At 66.7% G+C, this 21338-nt stretch carries 26 protein-coding genes and 1 tRNA gene; 17 read left to right on the top strand and 10 right to left on the bottom strand.

The window, feature by feature from the left end; all coding sequences use genetic code 11:
* The first annotated feature begins 1 nt into the window (after position 1).
* Genes JWQ81_RS08555 through JWQ81_RS08505 form a run of 11 tightly spaced genes read left to right on the top strand, consistent with a single transcriptional unit; the run spans position 2 to position 10427 of the window.
* The gene (locus JWQ81_RS08555; RefSeq protein WP_297539377.1) at positions 2–3049 is read left to right on the top strand and encodes a hypothetical protein; all 3048 of its coding nucleotides are present in this window, start codon (positions 2–4) and stop codon (positions 3047–3049) included.
* A gap of 12 nt (positions 3050–3061) precedes the next feature.
* Positions 3062–3937 (top strand): hypothetical protein, encoded by an 876-nt coding sequence (locus tag JWQ81_RS08550; RefSeq protein ID WP_297539375.1) that lies wholly within the window; start codon positions 3062–3064, stop codon positions 3935–3937.
* A gap of 12 nt (positions 3938–3949) precedes the next feature.
* Positions 3950–5098, top strand: a complete 1149-nt coding sequence (locus tag JWQ81_RS08545; protein WP_297539373.1) for a hypothetical protein — start codon at positions 3950–3952, stop codon at positions 5096–5098.
* A gap of 3 nt (positions 5099–5101) precedes the next feature.
* Positions 5102–6250, top strand: coding sequence for a hypothetical protein (locus JWQ81_RS08540; RefSeq protein ID WP_297539371.1), 1149 nt, complete (start codon positions 5102–5104; stop codon positions 6248–6250).
* A complete protein-coding gene (locus tag JWQ81_RS08535; protein ID WP_297539369.1) occupies positions 6250–7005 on the top strand; it encodes a hypothetical protein in 756 nt (251 codons plus the stop codon). The genes JWQ81_RS08540 and JWQ81_RS08535 overlap by 1 nt, the downstream gene beginning before the upstream one ends.
* Before the next feature lie 28 nt (positions 7006–7033).
* The gene (locus JWQ81_RS08530) at positions 7034–7273 is read left to right on the top strand and encodes a hypothetical protein (RefSeq protein ID WP_297539367.1); all 240 of its coding nucleotides are present in this window, start codon (positions 7034–7036) and stop codon (positions 7271–7273) included.
* Positions 7270–8100, top strand: a complete 831-nt coding sequence (locus tag JWQ81_RS08525; protein WP_297539365.1) for a hypothetical protein — start codon at positions 7270–7272, stop codon at positions 8098–8100. Before JWQ81_RS08530 ends, JWQ81_RS08525 begins: the two co-directional genes overlap by 4 nt.
* Positions 8101–8111: 11 nt before the next feature.
* Complete coding sequence (locus tag JWQ81_RS08520; RefSeq protein ID WP_297539363.1) at positions 8112–9122, top strand: hypothetical protein; 1011 nt, start codon at positions 8112–8114, stop codon at positions 9120–9122.
* Complete coding sequence (locus JWQ81_RS08515) at positions 9122–9967, top strand: glycoside hydrolase domain-containing protein (RefSeq protein ID WP_297539361.1); 846 nt, start codon at positions 9122–9124, stop codon at positions 9965–9967. Before JWQ81_RS08520 ends, JWQ81_RS08515 begins: the two co-directional genes overlap by 1 nt.
* Positions 9964–10194 (top strand): hypothetical protein, encoded by a 231-nt coding sequence (locus JWQ81_RS08510; RefSeq protein ID WP_297539360.1) that lies wholly within the window; start codon positions 9964–9966, stop codon positions 10192–10194. The genes JWQ81_RS08515 and JWQ81_RS08510 overlap by 4 nt, the downstream gene beginning before the upstream one ends.
* Before the next feature lie 41 nt (positions 10195–10235).
* Positions 10236–10427 carry a hypothetical protein gene (locus JWQ81_RS08505; RefSeq protein ID WP_297539358.1) on the top strand — a complete coding sequence of 64 codons (192 nt, stop codon included), beginning with the start codon at positions 10236–10238 and terminating at the stop codon, positions 10425–10427.
* A gap of 109 nt (positions 10428–10536) precedes the next feature.
* On the opposite strand, the gene JWQ81_RS08500 is transcribed toward JWQ81_RS08505, so the two are convergent.
* From JWQ81_RS08500 to JWQ81_RS08485, 4 genes are all read right to left on the bottom strand, one after another.
* Complete coding sequence (locus JWQ81_RS08500) at positions 10537–10962, bottom strand: hypothetical protein (protein WP_297539357.1); 426 nt, start codon at positions 10960–10962, stop codon at positions 10537–10539.
* A 447-nt stretch (positions 10963–11409) separates the two neighbouring features.
* Positions 11410–11685, bottom strand: coding sequence for a hypothetical protein (locus JWQ81_RS08495; protein ID WP_297539355.1), 276 nt, complete (start codon positions 11683–11685; stop codon positions 11410–11412).
* Complete coding sequence (locus tag JWQ81_RS08490; RefSeq protein ID WP_297539353.1) at positions 11682–11804, bottom strand: hypothetical protein; 123 nt, start codon at positions 11802–11804, stop codon at positions 11682–11684. The genes JWQ81_RS08495 and JWQ81_RS08490 overlap by 4 nt, the downstream gene beginning before the upstream one ends.
* Positions 11801–12040: a hypothetical protein gene (locus tag JWQ81_RS08485; protein ID WP_297539351.1), complete on the bottom strand. Its 240-nt coding sequence runs from the start codon at positions 12038–12040 to the stop codon at positions 11801–11803. Before JWQ81_RS08485 ends, JWQ81_RS08490 begins: the two co-directional genes overlap by 4 nt.
* 152 nt (positions 12041–12192) lie before the next feature.
* Between JWQ81_RS08485 and JWQ81_RS08480 the strand changes: the two genes are divergently transcribed.
* Entirely contained in the window at positions 12193–13041 is an 849-nt protein-coding gene (locus tag JWQ81_RS08480) for a helix-turn-helix transcriptional regulator (protein WP_297539349.1), read from the top strand.
* Positions 13038–13226 carry a DUF397 domain-containing protein gene (locus tag JWQ81_RS08475; protein WP_297539347.1) on the top strand — a complete coding sequence of 63 codons (189 nt, stop codon included), beginning with the start codon at positions 13038–13040 and terminating at the stop codon, positions 13224–13226. The genes JWQ81_RS08480 and JWQ81_RS08475 overlap by 4 nt, the downstream gene beginning before the upstream one ends.
* Positions 13227–13288: 62 nt before the next feature.
* Here the strand turns inward: JWQ81_RS08475 and JWQ81_RS08470 are convergent, their stop codons facing one another.
* The 5 genes from JWQ81_RS08470 to JWQ81_RS08450 form a co-directional block, all read right to left on the bottom strand.
* Positions 13289–13903 carry a hypothetical protein gene (locus JWQ81_RS08470; protein WP_297539345.1) on the bottom strand — a complete coding sequence of 205 codons (615 nt, stop codon included), beginning with the start codon at positions 13901–13903 and terminating at the stop codon, positions 13289–13291.
* 203 nt (positions 13904–14106) lie between these two features.
* On the bottom strand, positions 14107–15300 hold the full coding sequence (locus JWQ81_RS08465; RefSeq protein ID WP_297539343.1) for a hypothetical protein: 1194 nt from the start codon (positions 15298–15300) through the stop codon (positions 14107–14109).
* Complete coding sequence (locus JWQ81_RS08460; RefSeq protein ID WP_297539341.1) at positions 15297–15800, bottom strand: HNH endonuclease; 504 nt, start codon at positions 15798–15800, stop codon at positions 15297–15299. The genes JWQ81_RS08465 and JWQ81_RS08460 overlap by 4 nt, the downstream gene beginning before the upstream one ends.
* A 6-nt stretch (positions 15801–15806) precedes the next feature.
* Complete coding sequence (locus tag JWQ81_RS08455; RefSeq protein WP_297539339.1) at positions 15807–16241, bottom strand: hypothetical protein; 435 nt, start codon at positions 16239–16241, stop codon at positions 15807–15809.
* A 73-nt stretch (positions 16242–16314) separates the two neighbouring features.
* Entirely contained in the window at positions 16315–17793 is a 1479-nt protein-coding gene (locus tag JWQ81_RS08450; RefSeq protein ID WP_297539336.1) for a peptidase S10, read from the bottom strand.
* 32 nt (positions 17794–17825) lie between these two features.
* On the opposite strand from JWQ81_RS08450, the gene JWQ81_RS08445 reads away from it, so the two are divergent.
* The 4 genes from JWQ81_RS08445 (at position 17826) to JWQ81_RS08430 (ending at position 20626) form a co-directional block, all read left to right on the top strand.
* Positions 17826–18527, top strand: coding sequence for a uracil-DNA glycosylase (locus JWQ81_RS08445; protein WP_297539334.1), 702 nt, complete (start codon positions 17826–17828; stop codon positions 18525–18527).
* An 84-nt stretch (positions 18528–18611) separates the two neighbouring features.
* A complete protein-coding gene (locus JWQ81_RS08440) occupies positions 18612–19937 on the top strand; it encodes an NAD(P)/FAD-dependent oxidoreductase (protein WP_297539332.1) in 1326 nt (441 codons plus the stop codon).
* A gap of 68 nt (positions 19938–20005) precedes the next feature.
* Positions 20006–20506, top strand: a complete 501-nt coding sequence (locus tag JWQ81_RS08435; protein ID WP_297539330.1) for an SLATT domain-containing protein — start codon at positions 20006–20008, stop codon at positions 20504–20506.
* 43 nt (positions 20507–20549) lie between these two features.
* Positions 20550–20626 (top strand) — tRNA-Leu (locus JWQ81_RS08430).
* A 278-nt stretch (positions 20627–20904) separates the two neighbouring features.
* On the opposite strand, the gene JWQ81_RS44830 is transcribed toward JWQ81_RS08430, so the two are convergent.
* Positions 20905–21327, bottom strand: coding sequence for a hypothetical protein (locus tag JWQ81_RS44830; RefSeq protein ID WP_366942271.1), 423 nt, complete (start codon positions 21325–21327; stop codon positions 20905–20907).
* Positions 21328–21338: the final 11 nt, after the last annotated feature.

Below are 21338 nucleotides of genomic sequence, written 5' to 3'. Positions count from 1 at the left end.
CGTGGCCAACGACGAGGGAATCCGCGTAGCCAAGGCGTATATGGAGATCACCACCACGGTGGACGATGCCATGACCAAGGCCCGTGAAGAGGTCAAGAATTTCGCGCGGGACACCGAAGCCGGCACCGCGATCAAGATCCCCACCGACGCGGACATCACCCGGGCTCGCGCGCGGATCGATGAGCTCGCGGCGAAGAAGAACGCCACCACGATCGAGATCGACGCGAACGTCGCGAAGGCGCAAGCCAAGATCGCCGACCTGGAATCCAAGCGCGGCAACACCAAACTCGACGTCGACGCGAACATCGCGAAGGCACAGGCGAAGATCGACGCGCTACTCGCCACCCGCAAGCGTGTCGTGGTGGAGGCCGACCTTGACACGAAGAAGTTCGAAGAGAAGATCAGCGGCCTGGGCGACGATTTCAAGCGCAGCCCGAAGTTGGCCGACGCGGCCAAGGCCCAGGTCGACAAGGTCAACTCCCAGTTCTCGCTGATCCAGTTCGCCGCGATGTTCGCCGGGCTCCCGGCGGCGGCTGCCGCCGGCGCGCTGGCGGTCGGTGCGTCCTTCGCGCTGGTACCTGCATTGTTTATCGGCATCGCGGCCAAGTCGGTCAGCTCGAACCAGACCGTCGTGAAGTCCTTTACCGACATGCAGAACCACGTCGAGGACTCGATCAACTCGATGTCCCAGGTGATGGTCGGCCCGCTCTCGACCGCGGCTGACGACCTCGGCGCGAGCTTCCACCGCATGGCCCCTGAGATCCAGCTGGCCATGGACGACAGCGTGCCCGCGGTGAAGATGCTGACCGGCTCGGTGACGGACTTCGCCGAGAACGCGGTGCCGGGCATGCTGACGGCGGTCCGCAACTCTAACGGGCCACTGCAGGGCTTGCGGTCGATGGCCGAGCAGACCGGCGCGGGCGTGGGCGACATGTTCACCAACATGGCCGCCGGCGCCGACTCGTCCAACCAGGCGATGCAGACCACCGGCGGGATCGTCCGCGACCTCGAAGGTTTCATCGGCACCTTGTTGGCGAACCTGTCCAACGGCGCCAACGCGGTGCTGCCGCAGTTCCGGGCGTCACTCGGCCAGGTCGAGGGCATCATCGGCACGCTCACGACCAACGGCATGCCAGCGCTGCAGGGCGCGACGAGCGGTTTCATCGGCACGGTCGGCGGGATGCTCGGCATCGTCAACCAGGTGGCGAAGGGCCTCGGCGCGTGGGCGGGTCCGCTCGCGCAGTCGGCCGGCTCTCTGGGCGCGGTGAACTCGGTCGCGAAGCTGTTCGGTACCAGCCTCGGCGCGACCGGGTTTGGGCTCAAAGCGTTCGCGGGCAGCGTCGACGACGCGGGCAAGAAAACGACCCCGTTCAAGACGGCGATGGAGGACGCCGACAAGAACGGCACCAGCAAGCTCAAGGCCGGACTCGGGTCCATCGTGGACACCGGGTTCAACCCACTCGGCCTGGCGATGGTCGGCGGCAGTTTGTTGCTGCAGCAGTTCGGCGAGGCGCAGCAGAAGGCCGCCGAGAAGGTCGCCGAGCACAAGCAGAACGTCTTGCAGCTCACCGACGCGCTGCGCCAGGACAACGGCACCATGGGCGACGCCACCGCGGCGACGAACAACAAGGCGCTGGCCGACAAGAACGCGGCCTCCAACCTGAAGGTCTTCGGCGGCACCCTGGGCGAGGCTCAGCTCGCCATCACCGGGAACGCCGGCGCGCTGGACGTCCTGACGACGAAGTCGAACGACTCGATCGCCGCCATCGGCAAGCAGCAGGGTTTGAGCCAGGACTCGATCAAGGGCCTGCAGTCGCTCAACGAGCAGCTGCTGAAGAATGGCGGCGCCTACGAGGACGTCAAGACCAAGGTCACCGGATACGGCACCGAGACCAACTACACCAACGGTTTGGTCACCGGCAGCACGATCAAGCTGCACGACGCACAGCTGCAGCAGCTTTCGGCGATCATGAACGGTACCGGCGCGGTCGGCGAGCAGATCAAGGCGGAGAAGGAAGCCAACGACGCCTATCTGCTCTCCGAGGGCAGCCTGACCGGGCTGACTCAGGCGCAGGTGGCCAACCGGGACGCGACCAACGCGGCCACGCAGGCGATCTACGCCAGCCAGGACGCGAACCTGGCGTACCGCGGTTCGGTCGAGTCCAGCAAGACCGCGCTGGCCAGCTACAACAAGGTGTCCGGTGACACCAAGGCGACGGCCGCCCAGAAGGCCACGGCGCTGCTCGCGGTCGAGCAGGCCTTCGCCAACGAGGAGAAGGCGGCCGGGCAGGCAGCTCAGGCCAACTCGACCGCGACCACCGCGGCCGGCAAGCTCACCGACGGACTGCACGCCCAGAACGCCGAGGCGGTCAAACTCGCCGACGCGTTCAAGGGAAACCTTCCCCAGTCGCTGCAGGACACCATCGGCAAGATGTCGGTGACCGAGGCCCAGTCCGACGGCCTCAAGGTCAAAATCAACAACGTCGGCCAGGCGGTGTACCAGCTGCCCGACGGCAAGCAGATCAAGATCACCGGCGACACCCAAGCCGCGCAGGACGCGATCAACGGCCTGGTCCGGGGCAACGACGGCCGGGTGATCCGGATCCAGATCAAGACCATCGGCGGTTCGGCGTCGATCGGCATCGGCACCGGCATGGCCGGCTCGATGCAGGCGGAGGGCTCGATCCAGGCGCCGGTGAAGATGTTCGCCGACGGCGGTCTGCCGACACCGACGTCGGCCAACGCTCTGGCGGGAATCGCGCAGGTCGTGGCGCCCGGCACGTTGAAGTGGATGGGGGACGCCACAGTCCCGGAGGCCTACATCCCGCTGGACGACTCGCGGCGTTCCCTCGACCTGCTGGCCGCGGCCAACCGCATGATGCCCGCGGCGACGTCGGGCGGTGCCGCCGCGATGGCCTCGTCCTCGACGTCATCTGGCCCTGTGGCACCGCACGTCACGGTGAACGTGTATCCGCCTGCGGGCGCGAGTTCCAGCGATACAGCGCAACTGGTGTCCGCTGAAGTGCTGTGGGCACTTCGCACGGTCTAAGAGGGGTCGAGCATGCCCGCAGTCCTGACGTATCCGACGTATTCCATTAACGGCTGGAACGCGGGCGTGCTCGACGACAACAACGCCATGTGGGGAGTGTCCTCACAGGACGCGCTCAACATGCCGGCGCCGAGGATGCGGACCAGCCCGAAGCCCTACGCCGACGGCAGCTTCCGTGCGCCGTCCTTCCGGGACTCGCGCACGGTCACGCTGACCGGCTGGTGCGCAACGCAGGGCCGCGTCACCGCGCGCCAGGCGCGAGATCTCATCGCCCGGGCATTCCCGGACGGCGGGCAGCAGCTGTTCACGATGGACGACGGGGTGGCCGCGCGCACGGTCCTCGTCGAGCTGGCGTCGGAAGTGAAGATCGCCTTCGGCGGCAACCCGTACCTGTTCCAGTGGCAGTTCTCCGTGTGGGCAGCGGACGGGCGCTACCTCGACGCGAACGTGCAGACCGCGGTCACGTCGCTGCCGATCTTCGGCAACGGCCTGGACTGGTCCACCGGCGGCGGGCTCGATTGGTCTACCGGTGGCGGGCTGAACTGGGGCAGCGTCTCGTCGTCGGGCTCGTTCGTCATGCAGAACACCGGGACCGCGCAGAGCTGGCCCGTGTTCACGTTCGCTGGGCCGTTGACGCTGCCGGTCCTCACCAACACCGGCACCGGGGCGCAGATCGCCTACGCCGACACCCTGGGCGCCAGCGACAACGTCGTGATCGTCACCGATCCCGAGATCCGCTCCGTGGCGCTCAACGGGTCCGACCGCTTCACGCTGCTGTCCGCCGCACAGTGGTTCTCCATCCCGCCCGGCGGGTCCGTCACGGTGTCGCTGGCGGCGTCCGGTGGCAGCGGAACCCTTTCCGCCTCATGGCAAAACGCGAGCTGGTAGAGAGGTTCCGACATGGTTTTGACCAACGTTCCCATCGACGGCGCGTGGACGCTGCAGTCGCTCAACGCCGCGCTCGAGGGGCGCCAGCACGACGGCGGCTACTGGGCCGGTGCCAACCCCCAGATCTCGGCGATCATTCCCAACCAGGTGTGGCGCGGCGGCGTGGTTCCCGCGGCAAGCTTCAACGGGCTGCACTTCGACTTCCTTGTGGCAGCTCAGGGAACACCGTCGCTGACGCTGGTCGTCTACCCCGGCACGGCGATCGTCTACCGAGCCGGAAACGCGGTGTACCAGGCATACAGCGTGTCGGTGTCCAACCCGCGCGTAGCCGACGCCGACCCCACCAACCCGCGGCTGGACGCCATCGTGGTGCGTGTTCGCGACACCGCGCTGTCCGACCCCGGACCGCTGGGCGCGGCGATCGAGGTCATCACGGGCTCGCCGAATGCCAGCCCGGTGTTGCCGACGTTGCCCGCCGGCTGTTTGCTGCTCGCCTCGGCGCGCGTGAACGCGCTGGCGACCACCATCACCAACGCCCAGATCACCCCCATGCGCAAAAGCACGACGCTCAACGGCGGCATCCGGCGACTGCTCGACATCGGCGCCGGTGACCTGCTCACCGATCCAGGCTTCCGCGACGGCGAACTGCGAGACACGGGGACCGGCATCGACCGCTGGTCGGACAGCACGGCGAGCTGGGTCAACATCATCACCTACACCAACTCGCCCAACCAGGTCGTCGGTGGCAACCGCTACGTCACCGGTACCACGTTGGCCACCACCTCGAGCGGAACCGAGATCCTGACCAACACGGGCACCGGGTCGTTCCCGGTCGTCAACGGCCAGGCGTACGAGGTCGAGTGGGGGTTCGCTCACCAGCTGTCCATCGGCACCGACGTGTTCAAGGTGCGCATCCGGGACACCAACGTCTCGGGCGCAATCCAGTTTGAGGACGATATCCAGAACGAACCGGTCAACCAGCCGCTGTTCAAGACGTACAAGTTCCTGCTCAAGCCGACCGCGACGGGTACCCGGACGTTCGTGGGTACGTTCTCCCGGCTGTCGGGCGCCGGCGGGTTGGACTCGAAACCAGACGCCGGCGGCAGGTCGTATTTCAAGGTCACCCGTCTGGGCCCGGCCACCCTGATCCCGGACGTGTGAGCCGTGAGCATCGGCGGTTACACCGCGCTGGTCTACTCGTCCACCTCGGGCCGTGTCGTCGGTTCGGCCGAGCTCCCGATCAACGCGCCCCCGACCTGGGCCCGCCAGATCAACGCGAGCACCGCCAACCAGATCACGATGCCGCTGCAGTCCCAAGGCTGGGCGCCCGGTGTGCTGCGCTCGCTGATGATCCCGTGGCGGTTCTCCATCGCGGTCCTGTGGGGCGACTACGTGTGCAACGCCGGCCCGATCACGGCCTACCCGGTCGACGACGCCGGCGGCACCGTGCAGGTCAGCTTCGGCGGCTTCTGGTCGTTGCTGAACCGCCGCAACCTGCACCACCCGGCCTACGACCCCGCCACCACACTGATCACCGACCCGTCGGCCGACGTGACGATCACGGGGCAACTGTGGGACATCGCCGCGGCGATCGTGCGCAACGCCGTCACCATGACCGGGCGACCGGGATCCGCGCTGCCCGTGGACATCCCGGCCGACTCCGGAACCGGCACCAATACCCGCACGTACAACGGGTTCGACCTCGCCCCGTGCGGGCAACGGCTGCAGGAACTCACCCAGGTCGGCGGCGGACCGGACGTCGACTTCGCCCCGTACCTGCTGAACGTGCCGGGCAGTGGCCGTTTCATCCGGCACCGCATGGCCATCGGCAAGCCCTACATCACCCAGCTTGGGGCGCCGGTTGCGTTCGACTACAAGAGCACGATCCAGGGTCTACCACTCGACGCCGATGGGTCCACTGTGGCTACGGCCGCGTGGGTCAAGGGCGCGGGCAACTCGCAGACACAACTCAGCGGGTACGCCAACAACCCGGGGTTGATCACTAACGGGTGGCCGCTGCTGGACTACGTCGACAGCAACCACTCGTCGGAATCCAGCCAGGACGTCCTCAACGCCTACGCCACGGCGGACATCGGCCTCTACGGAAAGTCCACCGAGACCTGGAAACCCTTCATCCGCATCGACGGCGTCTCGCCGCTGGGGTCGTATGACCCGGGCTATTTCGCGACCTACAACGTGATCGGCCACCCGTGGATCCCGGACGGCCTGTACTCGGTGCGCATCATCGGCTTGGCGAACGGCAGCGACCCCAACACCGTGACCCACGCCCTCGACGCGAGAGGGGCCTTCTGATGGTGAACACACCAAAGGTCAACTTCACCGGCGGCGACGTGATCGCCAACCAGTTCAAGGACCGGGACCAGGTCGCGGCCGAGCAGGGACGGCAGTCGAAATACCCGTTCTCGGCGGGGCCGAATGGCTCGTTCCAGATCTACCCCGACCCGACCATTGTGGACGGTTCGGGCAATCCGGTGGTGGACACCGTGCTGAAGTACCAGGATGGTGGGCCGGCGCTGACGATCCGGCCGGGTGCCGCTACGTACGGCAGCAAGCAGCAGCTGCGGATCAACGACCTGTCCGGAAACGCGATGTTGCAGACCGACGAGTCCGCTGGGTACGGACTGTCCGCGCCGATCGTCACCATGCCGCTGCCGCCGCTGTTCGCGGGTGGCGGGTTCTTCAGTGTTGCCGCCGGGGCCGAGGTCACGATTGCCCAACTGGCGGCGATTTTTTACAACCCGTCCATTCAGGTCACCGGCACATTCACTGTGCTGACCACCGCGAACGGCAACACGTTCTCCGTGACAAACTTCGACTATCGAGTTTTGGTCACCGACGGAACGACCACGGTCACCTCATCGACCACGACGGGCAGCGGTGCCCAGTTCTTTACTAAACGCCTTCTGCTGCCCGCCAACTTCATGAACGAGCAGGGGGTAACCGTGCAGGTGCTAGTGAAGCCTGTATCGACTGCCTTCTTCGTTATCGCTGGTGAAGTGTCGGGCGGCTCGAAGGCCGTCTATGACGCCGACGTCGGTTCGCACTGATCCTTTGGGGAATTGAAAGGAGGTGTCGGTGGGTGACATCAAAGATCTGCTTGTCGGTGTATCCATCCTTATCGGTTCACTGTCGTCCGCGTTCGTGCTCATATGGAACACGATTCGCCCCGCGCGGCGCGGCGGAAACAAGCAGGTCGCCCGCAAGGCATCGAAAGAGACCGCGATCAAACTCCTCGAAGCGGTGCGGGACGGGGAAATCACCCCAGAGGAAATCGACGACATACAGGAATCACTCCGAAAGGAGGAGGAATTGTGACCAATGACCAGGCGCGCCACATAGTCGAGAGCACATCCGAGAACGCACCGAAAGACCTGCGTGGCCGGCGGTCCACCTGGATTGCGCTCGGTGTGCTTCTCTTCTGCATCGTCGCCGCGGTCGTGTACTTCGTGCCTCGCCTGTCGGAGATCCGCGGGCAGCTCGGCGAGGTCGCCACCCAGTCCAACCAGAACGCCGTCGACGCCGCGAAGTTGCGCGACCAGGTGCTCCGCCTCGGCGGCACCCCGGTCGTCGAGCCCGCCGCGCCGACCGCCCCCGCACCCGCACCCGCACCCGCACCGGTACCGGTCGCCACCGGCCCGACGCAGGCACAGATCGACGACGCCGTCGCCGAGCAGCTCCGCGCGCACCCGCCGGCCAACGGGCAGGATGCCACCCCAGCGATGGTCGCGACCGCCGTCGCGGACTACCTGACGGTGAACCCGCCGACTCCTGGCAGGCCGCCGACCGCTGACGAGATCTCGGCCGCGGCCTCGAGCTACATCGCGTCGCACGCCGCCGACTTCCGGGGCACCCCGGGGCACAACGGCAACGATGGCCAATCAGCCACGGACGCGCAGGTCGCCGCATCCGTCGCCGCGTACTGCGACGCGCACGGCAACTGTGCCGGCGGCACCGGTGCGCAGGGCGTGAGCGTCACGGACGTGGAGTTCCAGCGCGACGACGCCGGCACTTGCCAGGTGGTGGTGTCTCTGCACAACCCGGCGACTGGTGATGACACGACTGCGACGCATCCCGCTGGTGACGCGGCATGCCCGGCGGCTCCGACGACCAGCGCTCCGATTCTTCCGATACCCCCGAATTGAGGCCCCAACCCATGACGACTCCGACGACTTTCAAACTCGGTCGGCTGCCCCACGACCCTGCGCGCCCGAAGCTCGAGCTGGGTCCGCGTCTCGCCGGCACGGTGCCGCCGAACCCGGCGATGGTGGACTACCTGTCCAAGGTGGGTGAGTGGCCGATTTACGGCAACGACCAGCTCGGCGACTGCGTTTGGGCGATGATCGGGCACGTCATCGAAGCCGCATCCACCTACGGCAACGGTGAAACCATCAAAGTCACCACTGCAGATCTGATCAAGGGGTACTCCGCGGTCACTGGGTACAACCCGAAGGACCCGTCGACTGACCAGGGCACCGTCATCGCCGACGCGTTGGCGTACTGGCAGAAGGTCGGCATCGGTGGCACGGCCGCGAAGGAGTACGCGGACGCACACAAGATCCTGGCGTACGCATCGGTGAAGATCTCCGACCGCGTCGAGCTCGACGCCGCACTCAACCTGTTCGGCAGCTTGTGTCTCGGGGTGAACTTCCCGAACTCCGCGATGGGCCAGTTCAACAACCACCAGCCGTGGGACGTCCTCGTCAACGATGGTGGCATCGACGGTGGCCACGCCATCCACCACGGCTACTTCAACACCGCCAACAAGGACGAGCGGATCGTCACCTGGGGCGCGGTCGAGGACATGACGGACCGGTGGTGGTCCAAGTACGTCGAAGAAGCCTGGGTTGTCATCACCCCGGAGTGGCTCGACGTGTCCGGTCACAGCCCGGAAGGGTTGGACCTGTTCGGGCTCGGTGAGGACTTCGCCGAACTCACCGGGAAGCCCAACCCGTTTCCAGCCCCAAAGCCTGTCCCCACTCCCGTTCCGGTTCCGCCGATTCCTGTCCCGGTGCCTGACCCGACTTCGGTCCCTCCTGCACCTGTAGCGACCGCTGACGCCGCGCTGGTGGCCGCGTTGACCCCGTGGGCAGCGAAGCACCACGTCACCGACAACGCCGCCGCTGCGAAGGCGTTCCTGGCCTGGAAGAAAGCCCGGAACTTCTGATGAGCCTGGGGAAGTGGGCCGACTACTCCGGTGGCCGGCCCTCCGGCGCAACCCTGAAAGCTGACGGGTACGTCGGCGTGATCCGGTACGTCGGGCTCGGCAGCGCAGGGAAGCGCATCACCGCAGCCGAGTACCAGGACCTCGTGCGCAACGGCATCCAGGTGCTTCTCGTCGCCGAGCTCAACACGGACGACGCGTGGGTCGCGGCCGACGACTACGCCGCAGGTGTGTCCCACGCCAACACAGCACGCGCGGACGCGAGAACCTGCGGGATCCCGGACTCCGTGCCGATCCTCGCCGCGGCAGACTCCCACGCCACGGCCGGCCAGGTCGCGGACGCCGTCAAGTACGCCCGCGGGTTCAACGACGCCCTCGGCCACACCGAGTCCGGCACGTACGGGTTCCTCGAGACCCTCACCGGCGCCCACAACGCTGGTGTCGGGTCGTACTTCTGGCTCGCCGGCTCCCAGCCGTCGGCAGCCAACCAGCAGTGGATCCACCTGTGGCAGCGCAATGACGGCACCGCGCCCGTCGCGGGCGTCCAGGTGGACATCAGCGAGCAGTACCTACCGATTGGTGCACCCGACATGCTTCTCACCGACAACGTGCATATGCCGAACTGGGCAGGCGTGGACACCCCCGCCACGGTCAAGACCGTGAACAACTGCCTCGCTGAGGACAACATCCGCATCCAGCAGATCGCGGCCGCTGTCGTCGGTCTCACGGCCGCTCTCGCCGCGGCGACCGCCAACCCGGCGATCACTCCCCAGATGGTCACCGACGCGATCAACGCCGCGGTCGCCGCTCACGTCAAGGTCACCATCGCCGTCACCCCCACCGCATGAGCGACCCGCAGGAACCGGGAGCCATCACCGGCTACGTTCCCCAGAGCCCCGAGAAGATCAACACGGTCAACCACTCCAAGGACCTGGAGAACGAGTTGGGTGATTGGCTTCTCCAGCTCGACGGATCCGAGGTCGACCGCCGCTGGGTGTCGATCGCGCGCACCCACTTCCAGCAGGGCTTCATGGCGCTGAACCGCGCGGTGTTCCAGCCGGAGAGCCGCCTCTGATGTCCCGGCGCCCCATCGACGAACCTCTGATCGGAGAAACCATGCTCGCCAACCTCGCGAAGTACAAGAAGGTCGTCGCGGCGATCCTCGCTCAGCTGCCCGCCCCGGTCGTCCTCGGCATCCTCGCCGCGGTCGGTGTGCACGTGCCCGCGGGCATCGTGGCCGCGATCCTCGCCGCTGTCGCCGCGATCGTCACCCCCGTCGCGGTCGGCGTCGTCAAGAACACCCTGTAGGTCCGACACCCCTACTGCCGCCCCGTCGGAGGCGGCACAAGGCCCCCGGTACTCCCTGGCATCCCCTGCCCAGGTTGAGTATCGGGGGCCTGCTTTTTTGTGCCCAAAATCAGATGTTCAGCACCGCGCCGTAGGTGCGCGCGGTGCTCAGAGAGACCACCTGCGGGGCGCGGTTCGCGACGGACACCTGATACTGAGGGTGCCCGTCAGGCACGCCGACGACGGCGAAGTCGATGTCGCACCCCCACACGAACCCTGTCTGCGGCGTGACAGCGGCGTCGCTTGCCCCGAGCGTGCCCATCGCGACGGTTAGCCCGCTCTCGTCCCGCACAGTGACGGTGGCACCCGTAGCGAGGTCCGAATAGCTGCCGATCCCGTAGCAGCCGCCGTCCCCGTTCGCCTGGATCAGATCCCCACTGTTCAGCATCGACACCGCCCCGTTGAGTGTGAACGTTGTCGGCGAGGCAGGTGCCGCCACCACGGCGCCCACCGTGCCACCGACCACCACGATCGCGGCGCCTACCGCGGCGATCATCCACGCGCGCCGCGGACGACGTGGTGCCGGCTGGGTCCCCGCGGGCTGGTCCTGGATCTCGGTCGTGGCTGGCTCCGGCGCTAGGTAGGTTTGATGTGGTCGTCGCGTTGACCTTGTGGTCTGTTACCGGTGTGACTGGAATGTGACAGGGCCCGGTAGGCGGGAGGTGCCTACCGGGCCCTGACGTTCCCGCGGCTGGTGACCTGCAGGCGGAACTGCCCAGCCGCGGTATCGAAGTGCGCCGCGGGGGGTCGGCGCACCGATCTGGGGTGGAGACGGGGCCCGGGTGCGTGCGAATGCCACCGGGCCCCGCTCCTCCGCGCCGCTTAAAGGCCAGCGCGGAGGCCTCCCCGTGCCCACCGATACAGCGTTCGGGCACGGAGCCAAGGCCCAACCGGTCCGGGCCGTGTCGGGGGATGAGAGCAGCCCGGACCGGTTGAGGGTTGGTCACCCAGTCAGCGCGGCGCCATCGGGAGACGGGCGCGCCGACCGGGCAGCTCGAGTGGGGTCGTACAGCACGGTGCAGAGGTGGCAGTCGAACAGCGCGTCGTGCCAGGTCTCTCGGCCTACGGTGCGGACGAGCTCGCACGCCAACTCCACCCGAGTGCCTGCGTACGGAGCGATCGGCGGCATGTAGGTGAGGTGCCTGACACCGCCCATCGTGACCGGCATGTAGCAGGCGGCGGTGTCGAAGGCGGTTTGGCGGTGCTCGGTGACGGTCACTGGTCGTCCTCTCCGGTGGCGGACGCCGCGTCCGGTTCGGCCTTCGCCTGCTTGTCGTCGTCCTTCGGTGGCTCGTACGGGACCTCGGGGCCGGACCCGGAGTTGCTGAACCAGCTCACAGGCCACCGCCCTCGTGGTTGGAGATGCGGTACCTCTCGGCGATCGCGTCCCGGACGGCCATGCTGTGCGCGATGGCTTCCTTGATCGGGAGAAGGATCGGGTCGGCGCCGTCTATGGCGATCCCCAGCCAGGTGCCGTCAGGTCTCTCGAGCAGGCCCATGACCACGGAGACGGTGCCGCCGTCGAGCGCCTTGCCCTGAACCGGCCAGGTGCTGCGCCACTCGTAGTCCGACATCCCGTAGCCTTCCGCTTGTCTCGGCCTCGCCACCGCGTTGGTACCAGTGGTACCGGCGGTACCAACCAAGTATCGGCATGGCACCACCCAGAACTCAATGCACCAATCGGGTGACCCCTGACGGGGCCCAACGTGTGCGTATTCTGTGGTCCATGGCTGGTACCACCCCGAAGAGCCGTGCCCTCGGCGCCGAGCTGCGCAAGGCCCGTGAAGCTGTCGACGGCCTTTCAGTACGTGCGATGGCGCTACGTCTTGGCTACGCCCACCCCACCGTCTCCCGCTGGGAAACCGGCGACAGGACACCATCCGAAGCCGACGTCGCTGCGTTCCTCACCGTCGCCGACGCACCCGTTGACGTTCGTCAGGCGCTCGTCGAGATGTCCCGCGACACCGACGCGGCGCACTGGCTCTCGGTCGGCATGCCGGAGCAGCAAGGCCAACTGTCCGCGCTTCTCGAGATCGAGCGCACTGCGCAGACCATCGTCGCCGTTTCGCCGCTGCTCATCCCCGGGCTGCTGCAGGCGGGTCCCTACGCGCGAGCCGTGATGATCGCCGCCGAGGTGCCCCGCGAGGAGATCGACCTCAAGGTCGCCGTTCGTGTCGGCCGGCGGGAATCGATCACCCGCAAGGAACCGGTTGAGCTGCGCGCGTTCTTGTGGGAGCCGGTGCTTCTCGAACTCATCGGCGGCGAAGAGGTCATGCTCGAGCAGTTGGCGTTCCTGCTGGAGATGGGGGAGCGCTCGAACGTCGAGCTCCGCGTGATCCCGACGCGCACGACGTGGCATCCCGGCCTCGAGGGACCGTTCTCGATCGCGCAGTTCGCCGATCGCGGTTCGATCGTGCACCTCGAGAACAAGATTTCCGGCCTGTTTCTGCACGAGCCCAACGAAGTTGGGCCGTATGAACGTGCACTGAACAGGGTGGAAGAAGTGGCGATGAGCCCGACCGACACAGCTGAGCTCATCGCCGATGTCATCAAGGGCAAGGAGACGACAAGATGACCGTACCCGAGCGGGCGGGACCCTGGAAAAAGTCAAGCTACAGCGGATCAACCGACAACTGCGTCGAGGTCGCCACTGGCAACGTTGTCGGCGTGCGAGACACCAAGAACCGCGAGGGTGGCAAGTTGACCGTTAGCAGCTCTCAGTGGGCCGCATTCACCGCCGCGGTCAAGACCCAGCAGTAACCGAGCAGCAGAACGCCCCGGCGCACACCGATACTGCGCCGGGGCGTTCTGCTGCTCGGGGTTTAGTTGCAGGTGACGTCCGTGACCGTGATAGCGATCTTCGTCTTGCTCGACGGAGTGCTGATCAAGGACTCGGTGAAGCTGAACTGGCTACCCGAGGTCGTGCCGGTCTCGATCGTGGGCCCAGACTCGTCGCCCGAAACGTTGTAGGTGATTGAGCACGTCATCGCCGTCAGGTCGGCGATCCCGTGGTAGCTGAGGTCGGGCTGGACGGCGACGTTGCACCCTGCAGACCCAAAGCAGTGCTTGCTCATCGTCTTGACGGTGGCGGTGAAGTCGCTCGGCTTGGGGGGCACCACAGGAACCGGGATAAGTGTCGGCGTGGCGGCAGTGGTGAATATCGGCGCGGCAGGCGCGGCGACTTGCTGGGTGTCGGCCGAGGAGACGCCGGCGCCGACTGTGGTCGGACCCTTCGAGGCGGCCCCGGTCGCTGCAGCGATGATGCCGCCGATGAACAGCACGCCGACGAGCGAGCCGATGACGAGCATGACGGTGCGCAGGGTGTGCTTCTGCTTGCTCGGTGGCTCAATTGGCAGATTCCCGAAGTGGTGGGGATTCACCGGAGGCATGTACGCATTGTTGTCCGCAGGTGGCGCGTAAGGGTTCTGGTCTGGCATTGGCGTTTCCTCTTTCTTCGTCGGTGCACTATTCGCTAAGCGTGGGAAGGGTGTTACGGAATACGAACGGCGACGGTCTAACCGTGATCTCGGTTAGTGAGTGGCTGCGTAGATCCCGGCGAGAAGTAGAAGCCCGACAAGGATTGCGCGCCGGAGCATGTAGTTCGGCGGCCGGTGATGGTGGTGGCAACGGTGCCAGCGCATCAGATCGCGTACCTCCAAACGGTGAGTGAGTAGGCGGAGAACCAGGACCCGGCGAGCACGAACGCGACCGTCGCCCACATAGCGGTCGAGGTGCGGCATTTCGCCAGGCCGATAGCGATCGGGATGAGCAGGGGGAAGTCGGGGAGCAGGAAGCGGGACTTCGCGAACGGCAGGCCCGCTGTGCCGACGACGAGCAGGACGACACCGACGGCGTACGCGGCGAGTGGCCACGGCAGCCGACGCACCGACAGCCCGGCGAGGACGATGGCGCCGAGCACGACCGCGACGACGACCACCTCGAACGTCGGCCCATCGCCGAACAGGTTGCCCTTGATGAACAGCCACGCCTCCCTGCCGAAGTCCCACCGCGTGTTCCAGCCGCGCATCTCGATGTCCTGCCAGCCGGTGAGGCTGCCCGTCCGGATGGCAACGGAGCCCCAGTACGCGACGAGTCCGAGCGGCGCGGCGACCGCGGCGGCGAGTGCCGGCCAGCGGGCGAGATCCCGGTAGAACGCGATCAACGCGGCGATCAGGACGACGGCGATGATGACGACCGCGGTCGAGCGGGTCAGCCCGGCGAACAGGCAAGCCGCGCCGGCCAGGTACCAGTTCCTCTCGAGCACGCCGACGAGCGCCCACGCGGCGAGCGCGGTGAACAACGCCTCCGTGTAGACCATGCTTTCGGTGATGGCCATCGGCGCCCCGGCCCACAGTGCGACGAGGATCAGACCGGTCCGCGTCGAGCCGGGGGAGACGAGCCGGCCGATGCGCAGCAGCGCGCACGCGGCCGCCGTACCGGCCAGCGTGCTGACGACGATCCCGGCCGCGGTGAGGCTGACCCCTGGCAGGTTGTGCACCAGGGAGATGAGCGAGGGGTAGAGCGGGAAGAACGCCATCGGTGCGTCGGCGAAGGGCTTGCCGGTGGCGTCGATGGTGCCGGTCATGCCGTAGCCGGCCTGCGCGAGGTTGAGGTACCACTGCCCGTCCCACGCGGTGAGCCGGTCGAGGAGCGGCAGGTGCGCGCGGCTGGCCATGACCGCGAGGACGCCGATGCCGAGCGCGCGGACGGCGAGGTAGAGGACGACCGCGCGCAGGTACGTCGAGCGTGCCCAGCGTGGGACGGCGACGTGGGTCGCCTTTGGCACGGATACGGTCGCGATGGCCGGTGCGGTGAGGAACGCGGTCGCCGTCATCGGTGGTCCGCCTTGCGGGCGACATACCGAGCTACCGCGTTGCGATTGCAGGTCCGGCACACGCGGTAGCCGGTCGGTGCGATATGCAGATTCGCGCCCTCGAGCAGGTGCCCGTTCTTGCAGGAGTCCTTGGCCGAGTTGTTGTTCGTCCTGTGACGTACCGCGTCCCGAGAGTTCTCGCTGAACGTTCCCCACGTCAGGTTCTCGGCGCAGTTGTTCAGGCAGTCGCCGTCGAGGTGTCGAACCACTTGACCCGGCAGGGGCGTCCCGTGGAATGCCTCGCAGACCAGCCTGTGTATGCGGTGACTGGCCCCGCCATCTCCTCGGTAGAGCGGCAGTGCTCGGTAGCCAGTGACATTGATGTGCGTGCGGCGCAGCACCGAGGGCCACCGGCGGCCGAAGGTGCCGATTCGTTCGAGACTCCGTACCCGTCCAATGTCGGATACCTCGTAGATGCCTTCGTACCTCGCGACCGGGCGCCATACTTCGAGCGTCGACATCGCGGGCTACCTGTGGTCCACGAGCGCGTAGCCGTTGGCGTCGATGTCGTCGCCGGGGCTCGGCTCGAAGACGGTGTTCGGGTCACCGCGGTGCCAGCGGCCGCCGCCGTCAAGGACGAGCGGCTCGCACGGGCAGTCGTCGGAGTAGAGGTGCGGCGTCCCTGCTGCAGGGCCTGGCCCTGCCGGTCCGAACTCGGTGAAGCAGAAGAGGCACGAGCCCGACGTGGCCGCGCTGCCCGGGGTGAGGGTGATCTCGTGGTGGCCGAGCGAGATGGACGCGGGGCATTGCTCGTCGGGGGAGCACGGCGGGACGAAGCCGTGCTTGATGACGGGCGGTGTGACACGGACCGGGCACCTGGTGCACCGGACCATCCCGACGCCGATGTCGAGCCAGTCATGGCCGCTCTGGATGGGGCTGTCTAGCAGTACCTGGGTGGGCATGGGATTCCCTGGGATTCAGACTCTCTGATCCCACGTACGTCCCATGCCCACGTTAAGGCTTGATCATCTTCAACTACCTGTTTGAGCTGGTAGTGATGAACTTCGCAATATCCTTCGACTGCTGGATCCGCGACGGCTCGTGGACGTACATCATGTGCCCGGCCGGGTAGTACGCCGAATCGATGTTCTCCCGCAGCTCCTCGGGGATGCTCAGGTGCGCCAGCACGTGCTCGGACGCGAAGTACGGCGTCGCGCCGTCGTAGTGGCCGAACGCGACGTGCACCTTGAGGTGCGGGTTCGCGCGCATCGCTTCGCCCAGCGAATCGACGACGGACACCGCGCGACCCTCGAAGTCCGAGTACGACCACGCCTTGTTGACGTCGATCGAGAGGATCTCGTACGGAAGGTCGTTGGCGTAGCCTAGTTCCGCGCGGACGTAGTGGTTGAAGCCCGCGGCGTACGCGCCAATGATGCGCGAGATCGACGGGTCGTCGCTCATGTGCTCACGGCCGCCGTCGGGCTCCCAGGTGGTGAACCGACCGTCCATCCGTCCTGTGACGAGTCCCTTGTCCCGCAACAGCTCGGTGTAGAACCGCATATGTTCGATACGCAGGTTCACTCGGTCCACATAGGACTCCGAGAGCCCGGTCAGTGACGCGAGCGTGGCCACCGCTTCGGTCCGCTCGGCAGTGGAAAGCCGCGCGCCCCGCTGCAACGCCCAAGGGAGGTCGCGCGCGGCGAAGTCCTCCGCGTCGGCGAGGACGTCGTCGAGCGGCCTGTCGCCGTGCATGCCGTGGTAGTGCGCGATAGCCGCGTACGTCGGCACGAACAGCGAGTACGGCGTGTCGTTGCCTTCGGTGAACCGGATCGTCCCCATGTCCAGCACGGCGGAGATCAGCAGGATGCCGTTGAGGTAGAGGCCGTGCCGTTCCTGCAGGTGGGCGGCGAGTCCGGCGGCGCGCAGCGTGCCGTACGACTCACCGGCGACGAACTTCGGCGAGAGCCAGCGCTCGTTACGCGAGGTCCAGAGCCGGATGACCTCGCCGACGGACTCGATGTCCGGGGCGAAGCCGTGGTAGTCCTTCGCCTGCTCGCCGTTCGTCGGCCGCGAATAGCCCGTCGACACCGGGTCGATGAACACCAGGTCGCTGTGGGCCAGCAGGGTTTCGGGGTTGTCGACGACGCGGTAGGGCGGCGGGGCCGGGTCGTTGACGTCGCCGGAGACGGCGCGCCGCGGCCCGAGCAGGCCCATGTGCAGCCAGATGCTCGACGAGCCCGGTCCGCCGTTGAAGGCGAAGGTCACCGGTCGGGTGCCCGGGTCGGCGTCGTCGAGGGTGTAGGCGGTGAGGAAGACCTCGGCCTTGGGCTGGTTGCCGTCGGACTTGCCATCGGTGGCGCCTTCCTTGCGCAGGACGACGCGACCGGTCTGCGCGGTGTAGGCGAGTTTGCGGCGTTTGGCCGTGATCGTGTGGTGCGTGGTGACCAGGTCGTCCGCCGGTTCCGTGGGTTTCGGTTCCGCTTCGGCGGGCTTTTCGGCAGTGGTGTCAGGCATACCGCCAACCTATCCGAGTTCACAATGGACGCGTGCGGAGACGAACGCTCGACGAACTCGACGCGGCGGTCAGCGACTGCCGGGCCTGCCCCCGTCTGGTCGCCTGGCGGGAAGAAGTCGCCGTCACCAAGCGCGCGGCGTTCGCCGGCGAGACGTACTGGGGACGTCCGGTGCCGGGGTTCGGGCCCGCTGACGCGTCGATGGTGATCGTCGGACTCGCACCGTCGGCGCACGGCGCGAACCGGACCGGCCGCATGTTCACCGGCGATCCCTCCGGGGACTTCCTGTTCCAGGCGCTGTACGACGTCGGGCTCGCGTCGCAGCCGACGTCGGTGCGCATCGGCGACGGCCTCGAGTTGAACGGCGTCCGCATGGCCTCGCCCGTCCGGTGCGCGCCGCCGGAGAACAAGCCGACGCCGGTCGAGCGCGACACGTGCCGGCCGTGGCTGGCCACCGAACTCGAGCTGCTCCGGCCGACGCTGAAGACCGTGGTCGTCCTCGGCGCGTTCGGCTGGCAGGCGCTGTTCCCGGTGCTCGAGGCCGCGGGCTGGCAGGTGCCGCCCCCGCGGCCGAAGTTCGGGCACGGTGTCCTCGTGCCGCTGCACGGGCCTGCCGATCTGGACGTTTTCGGCTGCTATCACGTGTCGCCGCGCAACGTCAGTACCGGCACGCTGACACCCGCGATGCTGCGCGAAGTCCTAGTCGCTGCGGCACGTTCGGCCGGCCTCGTCTGAATCGGTACGGACGTGGCCGCGACGCTGGTCACAGCGGGACGGGGTACCCGAGCGATATGCGTCCGGGGGTGGGAGGATGGGCGCATGGCAGCGAAGAAGGAACCGACTCGGATCCTCGTCCTTGGTGGTGGCTACGTCGGTCTCTACACGGCGTTCGGACTTCAGAAGATGCTCCGTGCGAACGAGGCATCCGTGACCGTGGTGGACCCCCAGCCCCACATGACGTACTCGCCGTTCCTTCCGGAAGCGGCCGCCGGCGCCATCGAGCCGCGGCACGTCGTGGTCCCGCTGCGGCGCGTCCTCAAGCGTTGCCACGTGCTCACCGCGCGCGTCACCAAGATCGAGCACGAGCGCAAAGCCGTCACGGTCGAAGCGGCCGACGGGCACATGGAGCAGCTGAACTACGACATTCTCGTCGTGGCTCTGGGTGCCGTGGCCCGAATCCTGCCGATCCCGGGGCTGCCGGAACAGGGCATCGCGTTCAAGACCATCGGTGAAGCGATCTACCTGCGCAACCACGTGATGACGAAACTCGACCAGGCGGCCAGCACACTGGACCCGGAGGTGCGCAAACGTTTGCTCACCTTCACCGTCGTCGGCGGCGGCTTCGCCGGCATCGAGGCGCTGGCCGAACTCGAAGACATGACGCGCTTCGCGGTCGAGAACTACTACCCGAACATCGAGCCCGCGGACGTCCGCTGGGTCCTCGTCGAGGCTGCCGGGCGAATCCTGCCCGAGGTCCGCGAGACGCTCGGGGTGTACACCGTCGAGCAGCTCGAGAAGCGCGGTATCGAGGTCTACCTGTCCACGGCCGCGAAGTCGTTCGAAAACGGGCACGTCGTGCTTTCGGACGGCACCGAGTTCGACAGCGACACGATCATCTGGACCGCCGGGGTCAAGGCGAACCCGGTGCTGGCCAACTCGGACCTCCCGCTCGACAAGCGCGGTCGCCTCGAAGCGACAGCCAGGCTCCAGGTCGTCGGCCACCCCGACGTCTGGACCGCCGGCGACAACGCCGCCGTCCCCGACCTCTCGCGCACCGAAGCCGACCCGACAGCGACCTGCCCGCCCAACGCGCAGCACGCCGTCCGCCAGGCCCGCCACCTCGCGAAGAACATCATCAAGTCCATCCGCGGCGACCAGCCGAAGGACTACTTCCACAAGAACCTCGGCGCCGTCGCCAGCCTCGGCCTGCACAAGGGCGTCGCGGACGCGCTGAACCTGAAGATCAAGGGCTTCCCGGCCTGGCTGTTCCACCGCGCCTACCACCTCAAGGCGATGCCGACCTGGAACCGCAAGATCCGCATCCTGATGGACTGGATCCTCGGCGGCCTCTTCCGCCGCGAGATCATTTCGCTGGGTCAGATCAACAACCCGAAGGAAGAGTTCGACCGCGCCACGAAGTCCTGACGTTTTAGCTCGGAGAAGGCCCCTTTTAACTACGGAAGGGGCCTTCTCCGCGTCTACGGTGTCTCTTCGTGAGTGCTCTCCGGAAACCGCGTCCCCAGATCCAGTCCGAACTCCCGAAGCCGGGCCTGACCCCGGTCGAGCTGGTGCACGACCTCATCGCGAGGATCGAACGCGGCAACGACTACGCGCGCGACCGCAAGCGCCGCTTCAAACTGAAGTCGATCATCGTCAAGGCCAGTGCGCTCGTGCTCTCGGCAACGTCGACGATCATCCTCGGCCTCCAGAACCTCAACGGCTGGACCGGTGTCGCCTTCGCCCTGGTCACCGTGGTGACCATCGTCGGTGCCCTGGAACCCTTCTTCGCCTGGCGGTCGCTGTGGGTCCTGATGGAGCAAAGCGAGCAGCGCTTCTACCACCTGCGCGACGAGGTCAGCTTCTATCTCGCGTCCACCCCGCCCGACCAACTCGACGTCGCCGTCATCCGCGAACGCTTCGGCGACTACCAGGCGATCTGGGACCAGCTCGGCAGCCGCTGGCTCGAACACCGCAAGCCCGAGGCCACCGAGTAGGCGCGCCGCTCGCGGCCGGGCGGTTGCTCGCTAAACTGCCAGGGCCCCCGTAGCCCAATTGGCAGAGGCAGTCGGCTTAAAACCGACCCAGTGCGGGTTCGAGACCCGTCGGGGGCACCAATCCCCAGGTCAGCGGGTAGGGGAGAGAGTTCCTCAAGATCAATCCCCCGCTTTACCCCGCAAAACCCCTCATTCGTCCTTACGCCACGTGCTCTCCACAGCGGGCGACACGGCCGGACAACCGATGTAGACGTCCTGGGTCATCGAGGGCTTGGAGTGCCCAAGGTGGTCCGTGATTACGCGAGCTGAAGGCTCGCCTCATCCAGGGTGATGATTGAGCAGTTTGGAGTGTCGGGGCTGCATCGTCAGCAGGGCACCCGCCGGATCCGTTCTCTCAATCATAGCGTTGCTCTGAGTGCTTTGAGCGAATGGCCGGAGCGCTGATGTGTCCACCTGGCCCAGCCGTCGACTTGAGTCTTTATACAGGTTCTTAATGCTGGCGATGGTGTGGTGAAGTCGCATCCGCCCACCCGGACCCAGCCATCGGCCAAGATGGTACCGCAGTGAATCAGGCCTTTGCGAGGCTGTTCGTGAATCAGATCATCGTTGGCTTCGACCAGCCCTGCGTCCAGCAGTGGCATCAAGGCACCCGGTCGTCGCTGCGCTAAGTTGCCGGTTGAAGTGCTAACTTTCCGACGGCGAGGCTGCTCTGGCTTCAGCAGGCGACGCAGGACGTCGTTTACGCTCTCAAGTGGGTATGACTCCTTTCTGAGGTACTCAAACAGATCTAGATCAAGCGTAAATGGTGGGTTATTCACCATGACTCCCAACT

Origin of the sequence: Amycolatopsis sp. (assembly GCF_025464955.1) — a bacterium.
In the GTDB taxonomy this organism is placed as follows: Bacteria; Actinomycetota; Actinomycetes; order Mycobacteriales; family Pseudonocardiaceae; genus Amycolatopsis.
Note: the sequence above shows the minus strand (reverse complement) of the source record. Positions and strands in the feature narration are given on the sequence as shown.